The following is a 20,412-nucleotide window of genomic DNA, read 5'->3' on the forward strand; positions in this document are numbered from 1 at the left end:
AAACCCCTCTCTCTAACTCTCTCCCCTGAGGGGAGAGAGGATCTCAAGGAAGATTCCCTAGGAAAATTCCCCTCTCCCAAGTTGGGAGAGGGCCAGGGTGAGGGTTGATTCTGAGGGAAGAAAGGATTTCTATGCCTGTCACATAGACGGACTGTTTGTATTCTCTTCAGTATTCTCATTAACATTATTGAAAGCCATTTGGAAATAGTTTTCAAAGTGTGCTCTTAATCCATTCTTACTATCCGCATTCATCTTTATATAGTCATCCTGTGTCATGGGTTTGCCTGTCGCTACATTTTTAATGGTGTTATCAGGTTCTCTTTTAAATCCATTCTTTTTTAACCAGATCAATAATCCTGCATCCACTAGATCTTTCTGACCTTCAGTAAACTCTTCATCTTTATATCGCAGATGAGTAGTTAATTTGCCATCAGCATCAAAATTAACGGCATAATCAACAGCTTCTTTGGGTTGAGGTGTATAGATTCCGGCTTTCTCGGCAACTGCTTTACCTATGTCGATTGCTTTCCCACCAAGCCATATAATGGCATTTTCAACCGGGTTGCTGTTGGCAAAAGTGACTCTCAGTGCAATATTTAATTTCATAAAGGCATTTACCAGTTCTGATGCACCTGTCGACCATTCGGTGAACCCTTCCATACTCCGGTCCATCAAATCATTCGCTTTTTGCTCTACCTTATCCCAGTAAGGTTGAGCATTGGCCCAGTCTGTTTCCGCGGCAATACGCTGTTTTGCATCGCGGGTAGCCTGAATGTTGGCATTCTCTTTTGCAATAATCTCTTCGCGTAGGCGTTTTTCTATCTCTTCTTTGTTCGTACTCATAATCTATCCTCTAAGCAAGGCTTGGCTGTCCAAATATTACTCTATTAATAAATAATAACACATCTATCATGACATTATATGATTGATTTTTGCACTAGAATACCCTGTAACATAATGGGGAATTATATCATTTAAACTTTTTTTCGATTTCTTTACATTAGGCATTTACGTTCTCATTCCAAACTAACAAAACTCAAACCCTTCACATTATCGAAACTTAAAATCTTCGGAGTATTGTCCCAGTCGCTTAGTACAAATCTTCGCAGTATTGACTGGTCAGGCATTGGGTATTCGCTGATACCTGGTTTATGAGTATGACCATGTATCAGAATGGGTGTATTCTTTGACTGCATCTCCTGAATACAGTCACGGGCAACCACATCCATTGATTCGTAACTTAGAGAACGATTCGACTGGCTTTGCTGGCGAACGCGTTCAACCATTCGATTTCTGGTACTTAAAGGCAGACTTAGAAACAGAAAACGGAAGAATTTGTTTCGAGTTAAACGACGAAAACGTTGATGAGCCTTATCCAGCGTGCAATAGCGATCGCCGTGGGATAATAAGATGGCTTGTCCGTTCAGCTGTATGATACAAGGATCAGCAAGTAACTGGAGAGAGGCTTTTTCAATAAATTGATGACCAATCAGAAAATCCCTGTTGCCATGCATGAAATAGGTATGAATGCCAGAAGCGCTTAACTCTCTTAGCGACTCGGCAATCCTCTCGCTCCAGGGACTGATACCATCATCACCAGCCCAGGCATGGAAAAAATCACCAAGAATATATAACTGACGACAGGGATTACTCTTTATCCAGCTAAGAAATGCTTCAAAACGTCTGGCAATCTCATTATCACCAGGATGCAGATGTAAATCCGAAATAAAAACAGCTTCTAGCATATGGGTTCAATGTGAATGTGCTCATCCTGAAGATAAATCTGACAAGGTGTTGTACTAGGCTCAATCGCATCGCTCAGACGATAAAAGCCCGCGATAGACACCAGATCGGCCTCAAGAGCCTGGCAGAAAATACGGGCCGTTTTATCGCCTGAAATACCTGCAAGAGCTCGTCCCCTGAGTGTGCCATACACGTGGATATTTCCATCAGCAAGCAACTCAGCGCCATGACTGACCGATGCGGTAATAATCAAATCACCGCCCTTACTAACTACCTGCTGGCCTGAGCGAACAGGAGTCGTCAATAATTTGGTTTTAGGATTGTCATGATGAGGTACTTCTTCAGGCTGCTCATCAAGAAGCGGTTTATCATGATTCGTAGAGGCATGCAAAACAGCCATACCTTTACATTGGGCAACTGTAGACACCAGTGGATCAGCTCCCTGGACTCCTACAGGAAAAAGATTATGTTCCCTTAATTCCTGGTAAAAAATATCCAGATCAATTGACTGGTTATTCAACTGACTAAAATCCAATACAACAGGCGTATTATCAAACAGCCTGGGCGCTTTGGCTATCATTTCATTTAATTGGTGAACAAAAAGAGTCTTGTCCGTAGATAATAATTGTATCACTGTAAAAGTGTATAACCGCCCTTTTAGTTTAAAAGCCTGAGATTTCAATAAATTATCTACCATTGTTCTGATATCCACCGTCGCATTTTTTGTTTATACTAACACGAGAGGACAGATAACAGAAGGACACTATTGTGGAGAAAGTGTGGCTTAAAAATTATCAGAAAGGTGTGCCCGCTGAAATTGATATTAATGAATATCGTTCTTTGGCACAGTTATTCGACGAAGCCTGCAACAAGCATGCTGATAAAATTGCCTATGAAAATCTGGGGCATGGTATAACCTATGAAGAATTAAACAGGAAATGCAACGAGTTTACGGTTTATCTACAACAACTAGGTTTAAAAAAAGGCGCACGAGTCGCTATTATGATGCCTAACGTGCTTCAGTATCCGGTTGCATTATTTGGCGCCTTACGCGGCGGTTATATGGTAGTTAACACCAATCCGCTTTATACAGCCGATGAACTGATTCATCAGATGAATGATTCTGGAGCTGAAGTCATTGTTGTTTTGGCTAATTTTGCGAAAACGGTGGAAAAAGCCTTGCCGCATACAATGCTTAAACATATTGTCGTCACGCAAATTGGTGATTTGCTTCCATTTGTTAAACGGATTATTGTGAATGCCGTTGTTAAGTACATTAAAAAAATGGTTCCAGCATACCACCTGCCTCAAGCCATCAGTTTTAACGAAGCCCTGAGTCAGGGCAGCGGCAAACCAGTGCAGCCTGTTGATCTTAATCACGATGATATTGCATTTCTGCAATACACTGGTGGAACAACAGGGGTGGCCAAAGGCGCCATGCTGACTCATGGAAATATGGTTGCCAATGTGCTGCAGGCCTATGCCTGGATTAGCCCAATGGATGTGGGTGAGCAGGATATTATTGTTACTGCCCTGCCGCTCTACCACATTTTTTCACTGACAGCCAATTGCCTGACCTTTTTAAAGGCCGGCGCGAAGAATGTTCTGATTACTAATCCGCGAGATATTCCCCACTTTATCAAGGAAATTAAAAATATCCAGTTTACAGCGATTACAGGTGTTAACACTCTGTTTAATGCGATGATGCACAACCCCGCTTTTCATGAAATTGATTTCAGCAAGTCAAAACTGGCGCTCTCCGGCGGAATGTCTTTACAAAAAGCCGTTGCTTTGAAATGGGTCGAACTGACCAAAAGCCGTATTCTCGAAGCCTACGGATTAACCGAGACATGTCCCGCGGTAACCATTAATCCAATGTATATGGAAGATTACAATGGAAGTATCGGTTTACCCATTTCCTCGACTGAAGTATCAATACGCAATGACGACGGTGTGGAGCTTGGATTCAATCAAACAGGCGAGCTCTGCGTCAGAGGCCCTCAGGTTATGGCTGGATATTGGCAGCGTCCGGATGAAACCGCTCTGGTGATGACTGAAGACGGATTTTTACGTACAGGGGATATGGCGCAAATCGATGAAAATGGTTTCGTTTATCTTATTGACCGTAAAAAGGATATGATTGTTGTTTCCGGTTTCAATGTCTATCCCAATGAAGTAGAGCAGGTTATCGGGATGATGCCAGGCGTACATGAAGTAGGTGTTATCGGCGTTCAGCATGAAGAAAGCGGTGAGCGGGTGAAGGCTATTATCGTCAAGCGCGATCCTGCCCTGACAGCAGAACAGGTTATTGAGCACTGCAGAGAACATCTGACAGGTTACAAGATCCCTAAAATTGTGGAATTTGTTGACGAACTTCCTAAAACAAATGTCGGGAAAATACTGAGACGGGCTTTAAAAGAGTCGTCTAGAGCTGGGTAGCCTTTGTCCAAACTTGTCATATCTGCATAGGCATTAAGAGCCCCCCCTCTCTCTAACTCTCTCCCTCAGGGAGAGAGGATTTTTAGCCCTTCGCAGAATTGGCTAACTCACTAAACAGCTGTCTATGCTCTTCTTTAATCGGTCGCCCCATTAATTCAAACAACCACACCAGATAATTAGCAGCCAGATTGATATCGTTGTTATTAGCCTGGGTATCTTTATCCTTCACCGCGCTATATAGAAGCTGCTGTTGATAGGACTCAGAGAGTATTTCAACGTTTAATACCTGCTTCAAATAACGATCCACCCAGTCTTTATTTTCTTTTCCCAATTCAGTAATAGCACGACGCGCCTGACGTAAATTTGTAGTGACATCCTGTTGCCATGAAAAAACCGTCTGACAGGCTTTGTTAAATTCTTCCTGAGATAATCTTTCTACATGAAAGGCTAACCAACAGCAGTATAATAATAAGTTGACGTTGGCACCCTCATTATCCTGCAGGGAGTGCGTAATTTCCTGAACGCGGGAATTGCCGTAAGTCGAAATTGAAAAATCCCAAAAGGGATTTTGCAAATAAGTCAGTGCCTCGGAGTTACTGATTGTCATTAAAATCTCCCTGATATCCTTATAATGAGGAAAGGTTTTGTTTTTGTATCCTTAACTCTTCCAACAACTGTTGAGCATCGCTTAAATTGACCCGCTTATTTAATGCCAGATAGGCCTGTAATCGTTCTTTCAGGGCGTCCATTTCCTCGTTGCTGGCACCTGCGGCCATCAGTAGATTATTGATATGCAGACGCATATGCCCTTTAACAATCCCATCTGTACATAATGCGGTAAGCGCCCCCAGGTTTTGCACCAGTCCAACTGCGGCAATCACACGAGATAATTCATTGGCAGATTGTACTTTCATCATACCAAGACATAACCTGGCAGTGGGATGCAGGGTGGTTACGCCGCCAACTATCCCCACAATGATCGGTGCAGTAATCTCTCCTGTTAGTACCCCATCCTTATATCGCCAAATGGTAATAGCCTGATAACGTCCGTTTCTGGAGGCATAGGCATGAACCGCAGACTCCACAGCTCGCCAGTCATTGCCAGTGGCAATCAGCACTGGATCAATCCCATTCATCACCCCTTTATTATGGGTGGCTGCTCGATATTGATCCTTCTCTGCAAAAAATGAAGCCTCTTGTATGCGATTCCCCAGATGCGGGTCAACGCCCTCGACTGACACTTTTGCAGTGGTCAGCTTCTGATCGTTTAAATTTGACAAGATGCACATGGTTACTTTTTCATTTGTCAGCTGCTCTATGGGTTCTTTTAAAAACTCCAATACCTGATTAATTAAATTAGCACCCATTGCATCACAGCTATTTAGAGTAAGATGAATAACTGCCATATCGCGCTGCTCATCCAGAGGAACTCGTCTCAGAGTTAAATCGGTCACACCTCCGCCCCTCCTGACCATATTTGCAGCAACTTCTGAGTTGGCAAGATCGATCAATCGCTGCCGATTTTCAGAAAAGAGCTCAGCAAATTGCTCAAAGTTACTCACATTAGCCAATTGAATCTGCCCAATAATTCCCTCTCCATTAATTCTGGTTGCAATCTGCCCCTGTCGTCTTATCCAGCGAGCTGTTTTTGATAGAGCCGCGATAATGGATGTCTCCTCCACTGCTAAAGGGATAGTATAGTCCTTTTGATCAATGCGAAAATTGGTAGCCACACCTAAAGGGAGCTGAAAATAACCAATAGAGTTTTCAATTAGTTTTTCCGATAAATCAAGATGCTGTACCCCTCCCCTGGAAAGGTAGCTGATATCCTCCTGGCTGAGAACTCCAAAGGCCATCAATCGCTCGAATCGCTCCTGTGAATTTAATTTGGAGAACCCATGAAATAATTCCGCATTATCATCATCTAGGCACATAGTTTCCCCTTTAAGTCACTGAGTACACGACTCCCAGTACAAAACATGGCTACTTTTAATTCGTATTCAATGGTGGACATGCGCAACATGACTTGCTCAACCGATTCCAAAGCCACTTCAAGCATTGGCTTGGCATAACCTACGGTGCTCGCACCCAATGCGAAAAGTTTTGCGGCATTTAAACCATTCAGAACGCCACCGGATCCCCAAACTTCAAAAACAGGTTGTAATTCAACAGCGGTTTTCACCGACTCCACCGTATCCACACCCCAATCCCTAAATGTAATACCGGCCTGATAACGTACAGGATCATGAATAGCCCGATGTCCTTCAATACGTCCCCAATGGGTTCCACCCAATCCACTTACATCAAGGGCAGCAATACCAATATCTTTCAGTCTTTTAATTGTGGAAGCTGAGAAACCACAGCCAGTTTCCTTAACAATGATCGGTAAGCCAAGTTTTTTAACAATATTTTCCAATGCGGCCCAACAGCCTTTATAGGTAGTATCTCCTTCCGGCTGTATACACTCTTGCAGGGGATTACAGTGGACTATTAACGCATCGGCCTGAAGTGATTCTGTAATACGTTGAATGTCAGTAACTGAAGAAATGATTAATTGGGCAATGCCAATATTGCTAAACAGGCTGACATGAGGATAATCCTGGCGTAAAGAGCGCCACTCAAAAGCCGCTTGTGGATCGGTTAATTCGCGCCGTTGAGATCCGACACCCATAGCCCACCCGCTTTGCGCACAGGCTTCAATCAGGTTTCGATTAATTGAGGCAGCATGGAGATGCCCCGCTGTCATCGAACTGATTAAAAAAGGAGATTTGACCTTGACCCCAAAGCGATTGCTTTCGATTGAAATTTCATCAAAATCCAAATCGGGTAAAGCCTCGTGTTCAAAATGTAAATGATCAAAGCTGCTTAGATTATCGGTTTGATTCTCAGGCATCAATGCCAGTTTAATATGATCCTGTTTCCGTTTTTCAAACTGCTCAAACTCATTAGCCATAAAGGTACTCACTACTGATTGTCACTTATTGAAGGCTGTTTGATAAGTGGAGCTCATTAAAAAGAGCTATGCGACTTTCGCAATGGACTTTGTGAACTCCACAAAACAGTTTTCAACGTCTTTTAATCGTGAAAATTAACCCAGATTGGTTAAGAGTTCATGCATTGCCACGGCACAATCAGCTACTTCTCTGCCTTTATGGCCGTACTTGCCTCCAAGACGATCCCAGGCCTGCTCGTTATTTTCAGTGGTAAGCACCCCAAAAAGTACTGGAATGCTGTGATCCAGAGATACTCTCATACAGCCATCACTCACCACATCGCAGACCAAATCATAGTGACTGGTATCACCACGAATCACTGAACCTAAAGTTATAATCGCTTTTGCCATTTTCTTGCTGGCAATACGTTGGGCCACTAGCGGGATTTCAATAGCTCCAGGAACATCGAAGAGCAGTATGTCTTTATCTTCAATTCCTCTTTTGCGCAGTTGATCCACTGCACCTTCTTTTAATGCCGCTGTAATATCAGAATTAAATTGACTTGTAATTATTGCAACAGGAAACGATTTAACAGGCTTGAGATCTTCAGCCGGCTTTGAATATTGCATTATATTCTCCCTACTTTTAATCGGTCATGACTTATTTAACTTGCAGCGAGCTGCCGTCGCACATTGGTTATGTCAATCGCATAATCTACACAATTCACGCCTTTATGTCCGTAGCGTCCACCAAGAGCTTCCATCGCTTGCGAGGCATGCTCGGTCGTCAGGATGCCAAATATAACAGGAATATTAAAATCTCTTGATATATCCTGGCAATCTTTACAAACCTGTGGGCCAACCCAGGTATAGTGGTAGGTTTCACCATGAATAATTGAACCAAGCACAATGAGTGCCTCAAAGCGATTCTGAGCTGCCAGCATACGCGCAAAATAGGGAATATCAAGCGCTCCGGGCGTCTCTACAACCGTTATGTGCTCTTCTTTGAATCCTCTTGCCCGCAAGTGCTCAAGAGCCCCTTCTAAAAGGGGCTTTGACACTGACGGATTAAACAGGCTGAAAACAATCCCAACCGGAAAAGACTCAACGATACCTTCTTCTTCAGTGTTTTTATAATGTATCATGACACATCCTCACCTAAATTAAGAAAATGCCCTAATCTGTCTTTTTTGGTTTTCAGATAGAAATGATTTTCCATAGTGGGCGGCATTTGTGCTGAAATACGCTCGACCACCTTGATACCATACTTTTCCAGGTCTTCGATTTTTGAAGGATTATTAGTTAAAAGTCTGATAGAGTCCACTTTTAAATGGCGAAGTATTTGATAAGCCATCGCATAATCGCGTTTATCAACCGGCAATCCCAGTTTCAGATTAGCATCCACTGTATCCAGGCCTTTTTCCTGAAGCTCATAGGCTTTCAGTTTATTAGCAAGACCGATACCTCGTCCTTCCTGACGCAGGTATATTAAAACTCCCCCTTCCTGAGCGATACGGTCAATTGAGTTTTGCAATTGCATGCCACAGTCACATCGGAATGAACCGAAAACATCCCCAGTTATACATTCCGAATGGATACGGACTAAAGGAGGAACATCTTTATTAACGGAATCTTTAATCAGCACAAAATGCTCTGAATTATCAAGTTGATTCGAAAACACAGTCATACGAAAATCTTTGTAGTTTTTCATTGGTAAATTAACGGTGGCCTGTGGTTGAATCAGTGTTTCATTGCGGATACGATATTCTAAAAGCGCTTTAATGGTTACCATGAGCAATCCATGTTTCTTGGCAAAAAATGTTAAGGTATCACGTCGACTCATTGTTCCATCAGTATTCATAATTTCGCAGATCACTGAAGCCGGAGTTAAACCTCCCAATCTGGCCAGGTCAACACTTCCCTCGGTTTGACCGCCACGCTCCAGCACACCTCGATCCCTGGCTCGTAATGGGAATATGTGTCCTGGGGAAATAAGATCACCACATTTGCTGTTTGGATCTGCTGCTACCTGAATTGTTCGAGCCCGATCATAAGCAGAAATACCAGTTGAAACTCCTGTTGAAGCCTCAATTGAAACTGTAAACGCTGTGCCAAAAGGCGAACCATTTTTAGCAACCATCATTGGTAAGTTAAATTTATCAATGATTGCTCCTTCCATAGCAAGGCAAATGAGTCCCCGGCCGTGTGTAGCCATAAAATTAATTGCTTCCGGTGTTGCAAATTGCGCAGCGATACATAAATCGCCTTCATTTTCCCGGTCTTCATCATCCATCAAAATGATCATTTTACCGGCTTTATACGCTGCAACAGCTTCTTCTATTGATGCAAAGGCACTATTTGACATATTTTTCACCCCTAAATATCTGTAAAAAATTAACCAGCTAGAGACAAATTGTATGCAACAATTTGTGCGATATAATCAAATTCCACATTGATTTTTTTCCCTTCTCCTATAAACTTCAGCGTGGTATTTTCGAGAGTATATGGCACAATCATTAATGAAATTTCTCGCCCTCTAACATCATTAATTGTCAAACTCACTCCATCCAAGGTAATAGACCCTTTTGGTATAAGGTATTTCCTTTGATCTTCTGAAAAACCACCGACCACAAGTTCTGTGAAATCTTTAATTTTCCTCCTCTCTTTTACAAATGCTGTTGTATTGACATGGCCACATACATAGTGGCCCCCCAGACGCGTGGATGCCATCATGGCACGCTCAAGATTAACTGGCTCTCCCTCCTGCAGACTCCCCAGAGTCGTTACATCGAGTGTTTCTGGTGAAACATCGAATTGTAGTTTTGTTGGCGATTCAGGCAACCAGGTTAAACATGTTCCATTGACGGCAATACTTTCACCTTCCTGTAAATCGGGTATGAATGCTTCGACTACCAGCCTTTTTCCAGACGATACAGTTGTATTGGTCAGAACTTTCCCCACTTTCTCTACTAAACCAGTAAACACTAGCGTTTCCTCCAATCACAGCAAAGTATGGATTCCTCATTCATAATTTGCCAGGTTAAGACAGCTTTTTTTTGATGATTCAGACTATTTTTCAATAATTCTTCGTCACTTATCTTCTTCTGATTTTCATCAGAATAGATATAAGTTCTATCGACGAGATCTGCTTGATGTAAAGCTGCCAGAAGCTCAGCACTTCCTTCCACCCATACATCATGAAATCCAAGCTCGCCAAGATGAGTGATTATCTCGTCCAAACTTGACTCATAATCTTTCGACTTTTTAGTGTAATAGGTTGCTGATTTGTTTTGGGATATTGGCTCTATTCCCTCATCAAAATAAATTAATACATTTTTTGACGAATTAAAGATTTCAGAGGAATTATCTAATTGAAGATTATCATCCATAATGGCGATATTTTTCTGATATTTATTGCCATTTATATCGACATTAATCATTTGAATGTTTGGGTAACGACCTTCAGCAACTGTTAGAATAATATCTGCATTTTTTCTTTGCATTTGAAAAAATTCATCCTGTGGTGGATTAATGAATCTGGAATCCGACTCGCCTGAAAAATTTTGTTTTAACGCAGTGCTGACGAAGGGCTTTTTAGTAAGCCGCCAGTGTCGATAGCTGATATAAAAATCATCGATTTCTTTCAGAGGAAGATAACGGCTTTCGATACCATGTTCTTTCAGAATTGAAGGGGTATTATTGGAGATGACTACAGGATTGGGATCTCGATACCCGTACACCACTCTATCGACTCCCTGCGCAATAATCGCATTCACACAAGGCGGCGTGCGTCCCCAATGATTACAAGGCTCCAGGGTGACATAAAGAGTGACTCCTTCCAAATGCTTTGGAAACTGCTCAAAAACCAGGACCTCCGCATGTGGAGTACCGGCACCTTTATGAAATGCCTGAGCTATAATGTTCCCTTCACGGACAGCGACAGCTCCAACACTAGGGTTGGGAGCACAAGTTCCTCGTCCCAGAAAGGCCTGTTCTAAGGCGGCTAAAAGATAATTTTCATCCATGCTGGCAACTAACTATTTATTCTTTTATCTAACTATAGTTTTATATTTTGATTTTTGTGGAAAAAAAGATGATTTTTTTAGTTTACTAAACAAAAAGATGCGGCATAGGATTTATTATGTGCAATTCAAAGTTATGTAATCCAGGCACAGAAAAAGCAAGTGTGCCTAAATAGCGGTTTGGAACCCTGGGTATTTTGCTGCCAGATTAATTTTTGTACCTCCTGCTGTGCTTGAAGGAAGCTTGACCAATTCAATAAGGGTAAGCTATACCTTATAGAGTTACCCAAAGAACGAATCCATTTCCTAGATTGAAACCAAAAAAAATTAAATTAAACACAGCAGGTTAAAACTATGAGCAATCTTACCACAAATAAAAAAATCAATGATCCGATTCAGAGAGCATCAAAAATAAAATGTCTCATCTGTGATCTGGATGGTGTAATGACTGATGGTTCAATTTACATGTCTCAGACTGGGTTTGATTTAAAAGTGCTTAATGCCTTGGATGGTGTCGGTATTAATATGCTCATAAAAAATGACATTAAATTTGCAATTTTGACTACTTCCGAAATTTCTACAATTACTCATCATTTAGAGCGGTTTGGAGTGATTTGTTACACGGGGCTAAGTGATAAATTACCGTCATATTATCATCTTAAAGAAGAACTTCAGTTAGATGATGAGGCTATCGCTTATTGTGGTGATGATCTTCCCGATCTGGCTGTTATGAGCCGTGTCGGTCTTAGTATAGCAGTTGCTAATGCAGTAGTGCAGGTAAAGGACATTTCTCACTGGCAGACAAAAAATGAAGGCGGGCATGGTGCTGTACGTGAAGTCTGTGAGTTTATTCTATCGGCACAGAATAAGCTTGAATCAACTATTGAGGATTATTATCGAAGGACTGTTTAAATAAAGGACCGTATAGAACAAGCATCCTCAAGCTCGTTAACTGATTATCAATTAAATGGCCGTTTTGAAATGATATATGACATTCGTGATGCTTAGGTTCGAAAAAGGAGTTTGTAAAAAAATGATTTTTGCTGATGCATTTGACTTTGAAAAAGCAAATTAAGTTAATTTTCATCAATGTTTAAGTAGCAGGAGTCGAAAAACAATGAGCATCTATAAAAATAGCTTTGGTTTACCGTCTGACACCCAGGGAAAAGATATTGGTGTGTTCCTCCCTATGGGTAACGGCGGTTGGATTTTATCCAAGAATAAACCTGAACTTGATGGCAGTTATGAGCTTAATAAACAAATTGCGTTAATGACCGAGAAGTTAGACTTTGATTTTGTTATGTCAATGGCTAAGTATCGAGGATACGGTGGAGAGACTCGTCATTGGAACGATACGCTTGATGCTACATTACTGGCAGCGGCAATTGCAGCCATCACATCTCGTGTTAAAATCTGGACAACCATTCATACTCTATTACAAAACCCCGCGGTTGCGGCAAAAATAATCACCACTCTGGATAAGATAAGCAATGGCCGAGCTGGATTAAATATAGTAACGGGTTCCTATAAGGATGAATTTTCTCAAATGGGAGCATGGCTGGATGATGTTAATCATGATCAACGTTATGATTTGGCAACAGAGTGGATTCAGGCAATAAAAGCACTTTGGCGCGAAGAATCCGTAACAATGAAAGGTAAGTATTTTTCCCTCATTGACTGTCAATCTGGCCCTAAACCTGAGAAGCAGCCTTTCCTTATTTGCGCGGGTATTTCTCCGCAAGGCATGAATTTTACCATCAATGAAACAGACGCTATTTTCCTAAGTGGTAAAACAGATGAAGATTTGGCTAAGATCAGCTTGTCTGTCAAAGAACATGCTGAACAAAAAAGTCGTTATATGCGCACCTACATTCAGATGACTTTAGTCATGGATGAAACCGATGCTAAAGCTCAGGCTCGTGCTAACTATTATAGCGAGGGCCTGGATGAAGGCGCCCTAAACGGGATGCTAAAAGCTTATGGCCTGTTGGACAAAGAAATTGGTAAAGAAAATGATTATGTTAAAGCTGCACGCACTGGTTTTTTATCGATGCGCCTAGCCGGTTCAACAGAAACGATTATGGAGCGAATTCTGGAAATATTTGATCGCACTCATATAGATGGCATGATGATCATTTTTCCTGATTATTTGCACGACATTCCTATTTTTGCCAAGGAAATATTGCCAGGAATACGTAAAAAGTATAGACATGAAATATGAAGCCAGGCGGGTGTTCTTTGTGTGAAAGTTGAATTAGGGAATCGGTGTCGCAAGTTGACGGTACAAAGCCCTTCAATGCTGGGATTGATGACTTCATAATAGGTTTCATTATGAGATTTGATCCCATTCTCCATCGATAAGTAAAAGTTTAAGGTACCCCTCTAGTGCGAACTTATCTGTTTTTCCATAAATGGATTCCTTTTCTTATAGTATTCTATTTGTAGTAGCCTAATTTTTAAGCGTTTTTTTGATTAATAATAATCAATTCATAGCCATGCAGGAAAAAAACACTGCTATACTTATCTTTGACTTGCGTCTGCAAAAAAAATTATTAATTGAAGGAGTCACAGGATGAAGAATAATCCTCGCCTTATTGTTGGTATAAGTGGTGCATCCGGTATTATTTACGGAATCCGTTTGTTACAGCTTTTACATTCTCTCCCGATTGAAACTCATCTGGTTGTCAGTAAATCAGCTCAGTTGACTCGCGAATACGAAACAGAACTCTCTGTCTCAGAATTAAAAAGTATGGCGGATGTCTATCATCCTATTAATGACATTGGTGCCAATATCGCCAGCGGTTCCTTTAAAGCCCTGGGGATGATCGTGGCCCCCTGCTCAATGAAAACATTGGCTGAAATTGCACATGGTATCAGCACTAATCTTATTGGACGTGCTGCCGATGTCATGCTCAAGGATAGACGAAAACTGGTTCTAATGACCAGAGAGTCTCCTTTGCATCTTGGCCATCTGGAAAATATGGTTAAAGTAACCATGCAAGGCGGCATTATTTGCCCAGTGATGCCTGCTTTCTACAACAATCCACAAACTTTAGCGGATGTCGTTGACCACAGCGTAGGCCGAGCTCTCGATCTTTTTGATATTGATTCTGGAGTCGTCAAACGATGGGATCCTGACCAGGATGCTTAATAGTTACCAGGGTGGCCAGGACTTTAGTAAAAAAGGTGTCAGATATGAAGATTTTTATAAAAAATGTTTCATCTGACAAAATACAACTACTTGCTCAGTCGAATTCGGCTGAGTTCAATTTTTATCGTGAGAGATTTGGGTGTTGAACGGTAAGATCGTCAACAATATCAAGTTATTCATTACTGTTATTGCGAGATTGGCTTAGCAGTTTTGCATGAAAGAGGCCCTGTCATGAAATATTATCAAGATAAAGCGTCCGCTCCAAACGAAATCAAACAGTCCACGCATTCAAAATTTTCTTACCAGCCCTTGGCCGACCCTCCCAAAGTTTTACTAATCTCTGAAAATTCTATCCATAACGAAAAATTCCCTGTGCATTTTGAACAATTTGAGAAGCTTTGCGATTGCAATCATTTCGTACATGATCTTGAAGACGACTTTCGCTATATCGGACGAGTTCAAAAGGGAAAGCAGTTGGGTCGTCAATGGGGTATTCCTACAGCAAATATCGATGCTGAACATATGTACCCTTGCCTGTCAGGAATTTTTTACGTCAAGGTAAGACGGAAAAATGGCCAGAGCTACCAGGGAATTGCCAGTGTTGGTAAAAGACCTACAGTAAGAGGCTCGACCCAGGTGCTGGAAGTTTTCATTTTCAATTTCTCTGGCGATCTGTATGGTGAGGCGCTGGAAATTTTATTTGTTCATAAGTTGCGTGACGAAATAAAGTTTTCATCTATAGATGCCCTTATTGGACAAATTTATGATGACATTCATAAAGCCCAAATTCTTTTTCCTGATTGAAATGATTGTGTATTGATTTGTACCTATACTGAAAGAACATAACCAAAACTTATAAAACTCTTTTCGGAAAATAAAAATGAATCAATTAAATAAAGGCGATTTGTTTGAGCGTGCGAAAAAAGTAAAATGTCTTATTTGCGACATTGATGGAGTAATGACGGACGGCAAAGTATACATAGGTAGTAGCGGCGAGGACACGAGAGCATTTAATGCCCATGATGGAATTGGTATGCAAATGCTGATTGCGGCAGGTATTCATCTTGCAGTTATCACCACCTCCAATAGCAATGTCATCTATGAGCGAATGCAGAAAGTGGGCATCATGTGTTTTTGCGGTCAAGTTGACAAGCGAAAAGCATATACGCAGATCAAGGAAGAATTGCAATTACACGATGGTGATTTTGCTTATATCGGAGATGATTTGTCTGACTTGATGATTATCAAACAAGTCGGATTAGGCGTCACTGTTCCCAATGCAGTGCAACAGGTGAAAGAGTGGTCGCACTGGATGACCGAGCGCAGCGGCGGTGAAGGAGCAGTAAGGGAAATCTGTGAAATCATTCTTATGAGCCAGGATAAATTTGAGATGGCACTTGAAGGCTACCTCGCAGGTACTGCCTGCCTGTAGATGGATAAAATTAGGATTTGAGCTAAAATTACAATAGTATCAATACTTGAAGCAAAATAATGAGGCTGGGCATCCAGCTGTATTAATAAGGCAGCAGACAAATGCTAAGATCTTCTAATCTAAAGTTGTTTCCGGTATTTCTAGTCGCATACGAATTAATCAGCTATTTATCCATCGACGCTTACCTTCCCGCAATGCCGATCATCGCCCAGCAATTTAAGGTTAGCGATTCTCTTGTCCAGCTCACTCTTACCGTCATATTTTTAGGTAATGTATTTGCTCAGCTTTTGCTAGGCTGGATTTCTGAGCAATATAGCCGGAGAAAAATTCTGTTGTGGGGAGGAGCTGTGTTTGTCATTTCATCCTTCATGGCCGCTTTTTCTCCTGGAATTGAAGTATTGATTTTTGCTCGTTTTCTGCAGGGAATGGCCATCACCTCCCTTATAATTGCAGGCTATAGCACCATACATGTTCTCTACGACCAGGAACAGGCTGTAAAAATTATTGCATGGATGGGAAGTATTACCGTATTTGCTCCTGCCGTAGGGCCTATATTGGGAGCATTTATTATGAAGCTGGCCAGCTGGCGCTGGATATTTCTTATTCTTTCCCTGGCGGCTTCTTTCTGTCTTATTTACTTGTACAAAATTATGCCAGAAACGGCCAGTCAGGATGGTCACAAGAGTAACTTTATCCTCTTGATCAAAAAATATTTGAAAACAACATTTAACCCCCGCTTTCTCCGTCCTGCATCCGTATGGTGTTTACTTTTTGCCGGTATGACCGCATGGAGTATCTGCGGGCCATTTTTCGTAATCAGCTACCTGAAGTACAATCCGATAGCATTTGGTGTGGTACAAGGCTTGATTTTTGCTTTTTTCATTCTGGGAACACGATGTATAGGCTGGTTATTAAAACGGTATTCCCTCAAGGGTATTGCTACACTATGCAGTATAATTGTTCTAATCTCAGGCTTCCTGGCTATACTATTCAGTCTCCTGAAAATCTTTACGCTCGTATCGCTTATAGCTACCTTATTACCGCTGATTTTTACTTTGGGGATAGGATTTCCTGTGTTTAGTCGGCTTGCTGTTGAGAGTAATGATGAGTCAGTTATGATTAAAGTTTCACTTTACTCTCTCCTCCTTAATATAAGTTCTTTCTTTATGGGAGTTATCGCTTTAAGTCTTTTAGAGAATAAGTTTTCTTTCTTACTGGTCATTGCAATACTGGCGTTCTCATCGTTTGCACTGAGCTTTTATAAATTACCATTTGAAAAAGCAGATGGCGCTGAGAAATAGCGTGAAAAAACTAACCTTTTTATGATGGCTTGAGGTTTATTTTTTTGTCAAACTAACTATAAAAGATAATTATTATGACAATATTTCAAAAACAATCCTGGTCGTCTATTGATAAAGAATCGCTTCCTCCTAATGATTCTTTATTATCCTGTCTCGTTTTGTTAAGCAGGTATTATCAAAACCCTTACTCTGCTCAATCGCTTTCAGCACGACTGCCATTAAAACGTAACAGGCTAAGTCCCGCACTATTTTCCCGCGCTGCCGCAAGAGCATCGTTAAATGCCGAGCTTAAAGAAACACCCATTAATAAAATTTCGGATGAAAGCCTGCCTGTAGTATTACTCTTAAAAGAAGATGAAGCCTGTTTACTGATTCATGACGCTCATGGACAGAGAAAAGTCTTCAAACCAGAGGATTCCAGCCAACTGTTTAATGTGGACGACATTTTACCCCAATATACTGGAAAAGCATTTCTGGTACATCCTGAATATAAATTTACAACCAGAGCTGAAGAAACTACAGGCAAACGATCAAGGAACTGGTTTTGGAAGGTTTTGGTAAAATCCTGGCCCCTCTATTCCGAAGTACTGGTTGCCTCCCTGTTAATTAATATTTTTGCCCTGGTGTTGCCTCTGTTCACCATGAACGTGTACGACCGGGTAGTGCCCAATCATGCTATTGAAACCATGTGGGTACTTGCCGGTGGTGTCGGCCTGGTGTTTCTATTCGACTTATTGTTCAAGACTTTACGCGCGCATTTTATCGATCAGGCGAGTAAGCGCAGTGATGTTGAACTCTCTGCTTCTATATTTCAACAGATTCTGGGTGTTAACATGAAAGACAGGCCCAAATCAGTGGGCGCTTTAAGCAATACAGTTCAATCCTTTGAAGTTTTCCGTGATTTTATAACCTCAGGCACAATGACCGTGCTGGTTGACTTACCTTTCGTTGCTATTTTTATACTCGTTATCTATTTTATCGGGGGTAATCTTTTTCTTATCCCATTAATTATTGTTCCTATAATTTTTCTTGTCGGTTTCATTTTGCAACTTCCCTTAGTCAGATTAACGAAGCAGTCTTATCAATTAGCCGCTGAAAAACAGGCGACCTTATTTGAGTCTCTGGCTAATATTGAAACTGTGAAGACAGTGGGGGCTGAATCGGCTTTGCAATCAAGATGGGAGCAGCTTATCCGGCTTTCCGCCCAAACCGGGATGAAACTGCGTAGTGTCTCTAATATCAGTATGAATTTAACGGCATTCGCTCAGCAATCGGCAACGATAATTATGGTTATTGCGGGTGTGTATATGATTAGCGAAGGGAATTTAACAATGGGTGCCTTGATCGCCTGCACTATTCTCACCGGTCGTGCACTAGCCCCCATGTCGCAGGTTGCTTCCTTACTGACTCGCTATTATCAGTCCGTCAATGCACTGAAATCATTGAACCGCGTGATGCAAATGCCTCTCGATGTTTCCGAGGATTCGCATTTTCTGCATCGTCCTGCCTTAACGGGTAATGTCGAGTTTAAACAAGTCTCCTTTGATTATGGGGATAAAAAACTTCCTATCCTGAAAAATCTGACTTTCTCGATAAAAGCGGGTGAGAAAGTAGCGGTGATCGGACGTGTCGGTTCAGGTAAATCGACCCTGGCGAAATTAATTCTTAAACTGTATCTCCCTACCGAGGGTGCAATATTGTTGGATGATACCGATTATCGCCAGATTAATCCTGACGATCTTAGGCAGCAGATTGGCTACGTACCGCAGGATGTCAGCCTTTTTTATGGCAGCGTCAGAGAGAATATTACCATTGGCGCACCCTTTATTGACGACAAATCAATCATACGAGCTGCCAATGCGGGAGGAGTCGGGAGTTTTACTAATAAACATCCGGATGGTTTTGACCGACAAGTTGGCGAAAAAGGAAGCGAGCTGTCAGGAGGACAACGCCAATCCGTTGCAATTGCCCGCGCGCTGCTTCGTAATCCGCATTTACTCATTATGGATGAACCGACATCCGCAATGGATGATAACAGTGAGCGTTATGTGAAAGAGCAGCTTACTCAATTTTTGACTCCCAAGCATACTCTGATTCTTATTACTCATAAATTGTCCATGCTGGAATTAGTCGATCGAATTATTGTCCTTGACGAAGGCCGCTTAGTCGCCAATGGCAGCAAAGAAACCGTCCTGGCAACCCTTCGTACAGGAATGACTGTTCAAAAGGAAAAAAATAATGTCTGAAAAATCACGCATATTTTCACATTTAATCCTATGGGGAACGATCATCTTTGTCTGCGTTGCATTGTTATGGGCCCATTTTGCCATTCTGGACGAAGTCACCAAAGGAGAAGGCAAGGTAATTCCCTCCAGTCAGATTCAGATTATTCAAAACCTTGAGGGAGGAATCGTTCACAAACTCTACGTACGAGAAGGACAGATTGTCCAGCAGAATCAGATCCTGATGCAAATCGATAATACTCGTTTTATGGCTACTTTTAATGAAGCACAAAAAAAGATGGCAGCCTTACAGATCCAGATAATGCGCCTGAATGCGGAAATGAGCGGATCGAAAATGTCTGTGCCTTCTGATTTTTCCAAGCAAAATCCAGGTTTGGTCGAAGCTGAAAAAGCACTGTTCAACTCCAGAAAAGAAGAATTGGAACAGATGAAAGAGGCGCTCGACAACGCCATTAAGGAATTAAATCTTTCCAGGCCCCTGGTTGACAAAGGAGCTGTGTCCGAAGTGGAAATTTTACGTCTGCAACGCAGTGTTAATGAGTTAAAGGGTAAAATATTTCAGTTTAAATCGCAAGCTTTAGAACAACTGAATAAAGCCAAGGGCGAGTTTGCAGCCTTAAACGAAGCGCATATGGCAGACAAAGACCGACTGGTCAGAACTACCGTACGCTCGCCGGTGAAAGGAATAGTCAAACAAATCAAGGTAAATACCATTGGGGGAGTAATTCAACCAGGAATGGATATCATTGAAATCGTTCCTCTCGACGATACTTTATTAATTGAAGCCAAAATTAAACCTTCCGATATTGGATTTATAAAGATTGGGCAGGAAGCAATGGTAAAAATTACTGCCTATGATTTTTCCATCTACGGAGGTCTTCCCGGGAAAGTAGAGCAGATTAGTGCCGATACGATAACCGATGAAAAAAAACAGAAAGAAGAAACCTATTATATTATCCGGGTGAGAACAGAGAAGAATTACCTGGGTACTGAGCAAAAACCGCTATATATTATCCCCGGAATGATGGCGACAGTGGATATATTGACCGGACATAAGTCCGTCTTGAATTACTTGCTTAAACCTATATTGAAAGCCAAGGAAAACGCGCTGACCGAGAGATAAGCAGTGTTTAAGGGCAGGATCTCGTC

Annotated in this window: 20 protein-coding genes; 9 read left to right on the forward strand and 11 right to left on the reverse strand. The window is 41.6% G+C overall.

Annotated elements, in window-relative coordinates; genetic code table 11:
- Positions 1 to 138 precede the first annotated feature (138 nt).
- The 3 genes from LXA66_RS02300 to minC all read right to left on the reverse strand — a co-directional run bounded on the left by LXA66_RS02300 (position 139) and on the right by minC (position 2,440).
- Positions 139 to 843 carry a hypothetical protein gene (locus LXA66_RS02300; RefSeq protein ID WP_233011745.1) on the reverse strand — a complete coding sequence of 235 codons (705 nt, stop codon included), beginning with the start codon at positions 841 to 843 and terminating at the stop codon, positions 139 to 141.
- A 173-nt stretch (positions 844 to 1,016) separates the two neighbouring features.
- Positions 1,017 to 1,745, reverse strand: a complete 729-nt coding sequence (locus LXA66_RS02305) for a UDP-2,3-diacylglucosamine diphosphatase (RefSeq protein ID WP_233011746.1) — start codon at positions 1,743 to 1,745, stop codon at positions 1,017 to 1,019.
- Positions 1,739 to 2,440, reverse strand: coding sequence for a septum site-determining protein MinC (gene minC / locus LXA66_RS02310; protein WP_133140384.1), 702 nt, complete (start codon positions 2,438 to 2,440; stop codon positions 1,739 to 1,741). The genes LXA66_RS02305 and minC overlap by 7 nt, the downstream gene beginning before the upstream one ends.
- 71 nt (positions 2,441 to 2,511) lie before the next feature.
- Between minC and LXA66_RS02315 the strand changes: the two genes are divergently transcribed.
- Positions 2,512 to 4,182 (forward strand): AMP-binding protein, encoded by a 1,671-nt coding sequence (locus LXA66_RS02315; protein WP_233011747.1) that lies wholly within the window; start codon positions 2,512 to 2,514, stop codon positions 4,180 to 4,182.
- Positions 4,183 to 4,264: 82 nt separating this feature from the next.
- Here the strand turns inward: LXA66_RS02315 and LXA66_RS02320 are convergent, their stop codons facing one another.
- The 8 genes from LXA66_RS02320 to ribD form a co-directional block, all read right to left on the reverse strand.
- Entirely contained in the window at positions 4,265 to 4,789 is a 525-nt protein-coding gene (locus tag LXA66_RS02320; protein WP_233011748.1) for a TIGR02444 family protein, read from the reverse strand.
- A gap of 19 nt (positions 4,790 to 4,808) precedes the next feature.
- Positions 4,809 to 6,116, reverse strand: coding sequence for a hydroxymethylglutaryl-CoA reductase, degradative (locus LXA66_RS02325; protein ID WP_233011749.1), 1,308 nt, complete (start codon positions 6,114 to 6,116; stop codon positions 4,809 to 4,811).
- The gene (fni, locus tag LXA66_RS02330) at positions 6,107 to 7,135 is read right to left on the reverse strand and encodes a type 2 isopentenyl-diphosphate Delta-isomerase (protein ID WP_233011750.1); all 1,029 of its coding nucleotides are present in this window, start codon (positions 7,133 to 7,135) and stop codon (positions 6,107 to 6,109) included. Before fni ends, LXA66_RS02325 begins: the two co-directional genes overlap by 10 nt.
- A gap of 135 nt (positions 7,136 to 7,270) precedes the next feature.
- The gene (gene ribH, locus LXA66_RS02335) at positions 7,271 to 7,744 is read right to left on the reverse strand and encodes a 6,7-dimethyl-8-ribityllumazine synthase (RefSeq protein ID WP_233011751.1); all 474 of its coding nucleotides are present in this window, start codon (positions 7,742 to 7,744) and stop codon (positions 7,271 to 7,273) included.
- A gap of 35 nt (positions 7,745 to 7,779) precedes the next feature.
- Positions 7,780 to 8,259 carry a 6,7-dimethyl-8-ribityllumazine synthase gene (ribH, locus tag LXA66_RS02340; RefSeq protein ID WP_058508314.1) on the reverse strand — a complete coding sequence of 160 codons (480 nt, stop codon included), beginning with the start codon at positions 8,257 to 8,259 and terminating at the stop codon, positions 7,780 to 7,782.
- Entirely contained in the window at positions 8,256 to 9,479 is a 1,224-nt protein-coding gene (ribB, locus tag LXA66_RS02345; protein WP_112218375.1) for a 3,4-dihydroxy-2-butanone-4-phosphate synthase, read from the reverse strand. Before ribB ends, ribH (LXA66_RS02340) begins: the two co-directional genes overlap by 4 nt.
- Before the next feature lie 29 nt (positions 9,480 to 9,508).
- On the reverse strand, positions 9,509 to 10,099 hold the full coding sequence (locus LXA66_RS02350) for a riboflavin synthase (protein ID WP_112218376.1): 591 nt from the start codon (positions 10,097 to 10,099) through the stop codon (positions 9,509 to 9,511).
- On the reverse strand, positions 10,099 to 11,139 hold the full coding sequence (gene ribD, locus LXA66_RS02355; protein ID WP_233011752.1) for a bifunctional diaminohydroxyphosphoribosylaminopyrimidine deaminase/5-amino-6-(5-phosphoribosylamino)uracil reductase RibD: 1,041 nt from the start codon (positions 11,137 to 11,139) through the stop codon (positions 10,099 to 10,101). Before ribD ends, LXA66_RS02350 begins: the two co-directional genes overlap by 1 nt.
- A gap of 351 nt (positions 11,140 to 11,490) precedes the next feature.
- Here ribD and LXA66_RS02360 point away from each other — a divergent pair, with 351 nt between their 5' ends.
- The 8 genes from LXA66_RS02360 (at position 11,491) to LXA66_RS02395 (ending at position 20,386) form a co-directional block, all read left to right on the forward strand.
- Positions 11,491 to 12,048, forward strand: a complete 558-nt coding sequence (locus tag LXA66_RS02360; RefSeq protein WP_233011753.1) for an HAD family hydrolase — start codon at positions 11,491 to 11,493, stop codon at positions 12,046 to 12,048.
- Positions 12,049 to 12,253: 205 nt separating this feature from the next.
- Positions 12,254 to 13,357: an LLM class flavin-dependent oxidoreductase gene (locus tag LXA66_RS02365; protein ID WP_233011754.1), complete on the forward strand. Its 1,104-nt coding sequence runs from the start codon at positions 12,254 to 12,256 to the stop codon at positions 13,355 to 13,357.
- 351 nt (positions 13,358 to 13,708) lie between these two features.
- The gene (locus tag LXA66_RS02370) at positions 13,709 to 14,287 is read left to right on the forward strand and encodes a UbiX family flavin prenyltransferase (protein WP_233011755.1); all 579 of its coding nucleotides are present in this window, start codon (positions 13,709 to 13,711) and stop codon (positions 14,285 to 14,287) included.
- A gap of 231 nt (positions 14,288 to 14,518) precedes the next feature.
- A complete protein-coding gene (locus LXA66_RS02375) occupies positions 14,519 to 15,091 on the forward strand; it encodes a riboflavin kinase (protein ID WP_233011756.1) in 573 nt (190 codons plus the stop codon).
- Between the two features lie 76 nt (positions 15,092 to 15,167).
- Positions 15,168 to 15,719 (forward strand): HAD family hydrolase, encoded by a 552-nt coding sequence (locus tag LXA66_RS02380; protein WP_133140050.1) that lies wholly within the window; start codon positions 15,168 to 15,170, stop codon positions 15,717 to 15,719.
- Between the two features lie 101 nt (positions 15,720 to 15,820).
- Positions 15,821 to 17,020: an MFS transporter gene (locus LXA66_RS02385; protein ID WP_233011757.1), complete on the forward strand. Its 1,200-nt coding sequence runs from the start codon at positions 15,821 to 15,823 to the stop codon at positions 17,018 to 17,020.
- A 74-nt stretch (positions 17,021 to 17,094) separates the two neighbouring features.
- Positions 17,095 to 19,266, forward strand: a complete 2,172-nt coding sequence (locus LXA66_RS02390; RefSeq protein WP_233011758.1) for a type I secretion system permease/ATPase — start codon at positions 17,095 to 17,097, stop codon at positions 19,264 to 19,266.
- Entirely contained in the window at positions 19,259 to 20,386 is a 1,128-nt protein-coding gene (locus LXA66_RS02395) for an HlyD family type I secretion periplasmic adaptor subunit (protein WP_233011759.1), read from the forward strand. The genes LXA66_RS02390 and LXA66_RS02395 overlap by 8 nt, the downstream gene beginning before the upstream one ends.
- Positions 20,387 to 20,412: the final 26 nt, after the last annotated feature.

Origin of the sequence: Legionella sp. 16cNR16C (assembly GCF_021297775.1) — a bacterium.
GTDB lineage: Bacteria > Pseudomonadota > Gammaproteobacteria > Legionellales > Legionellaceae > Legionella_C > Legionella_C quinlivanii_A.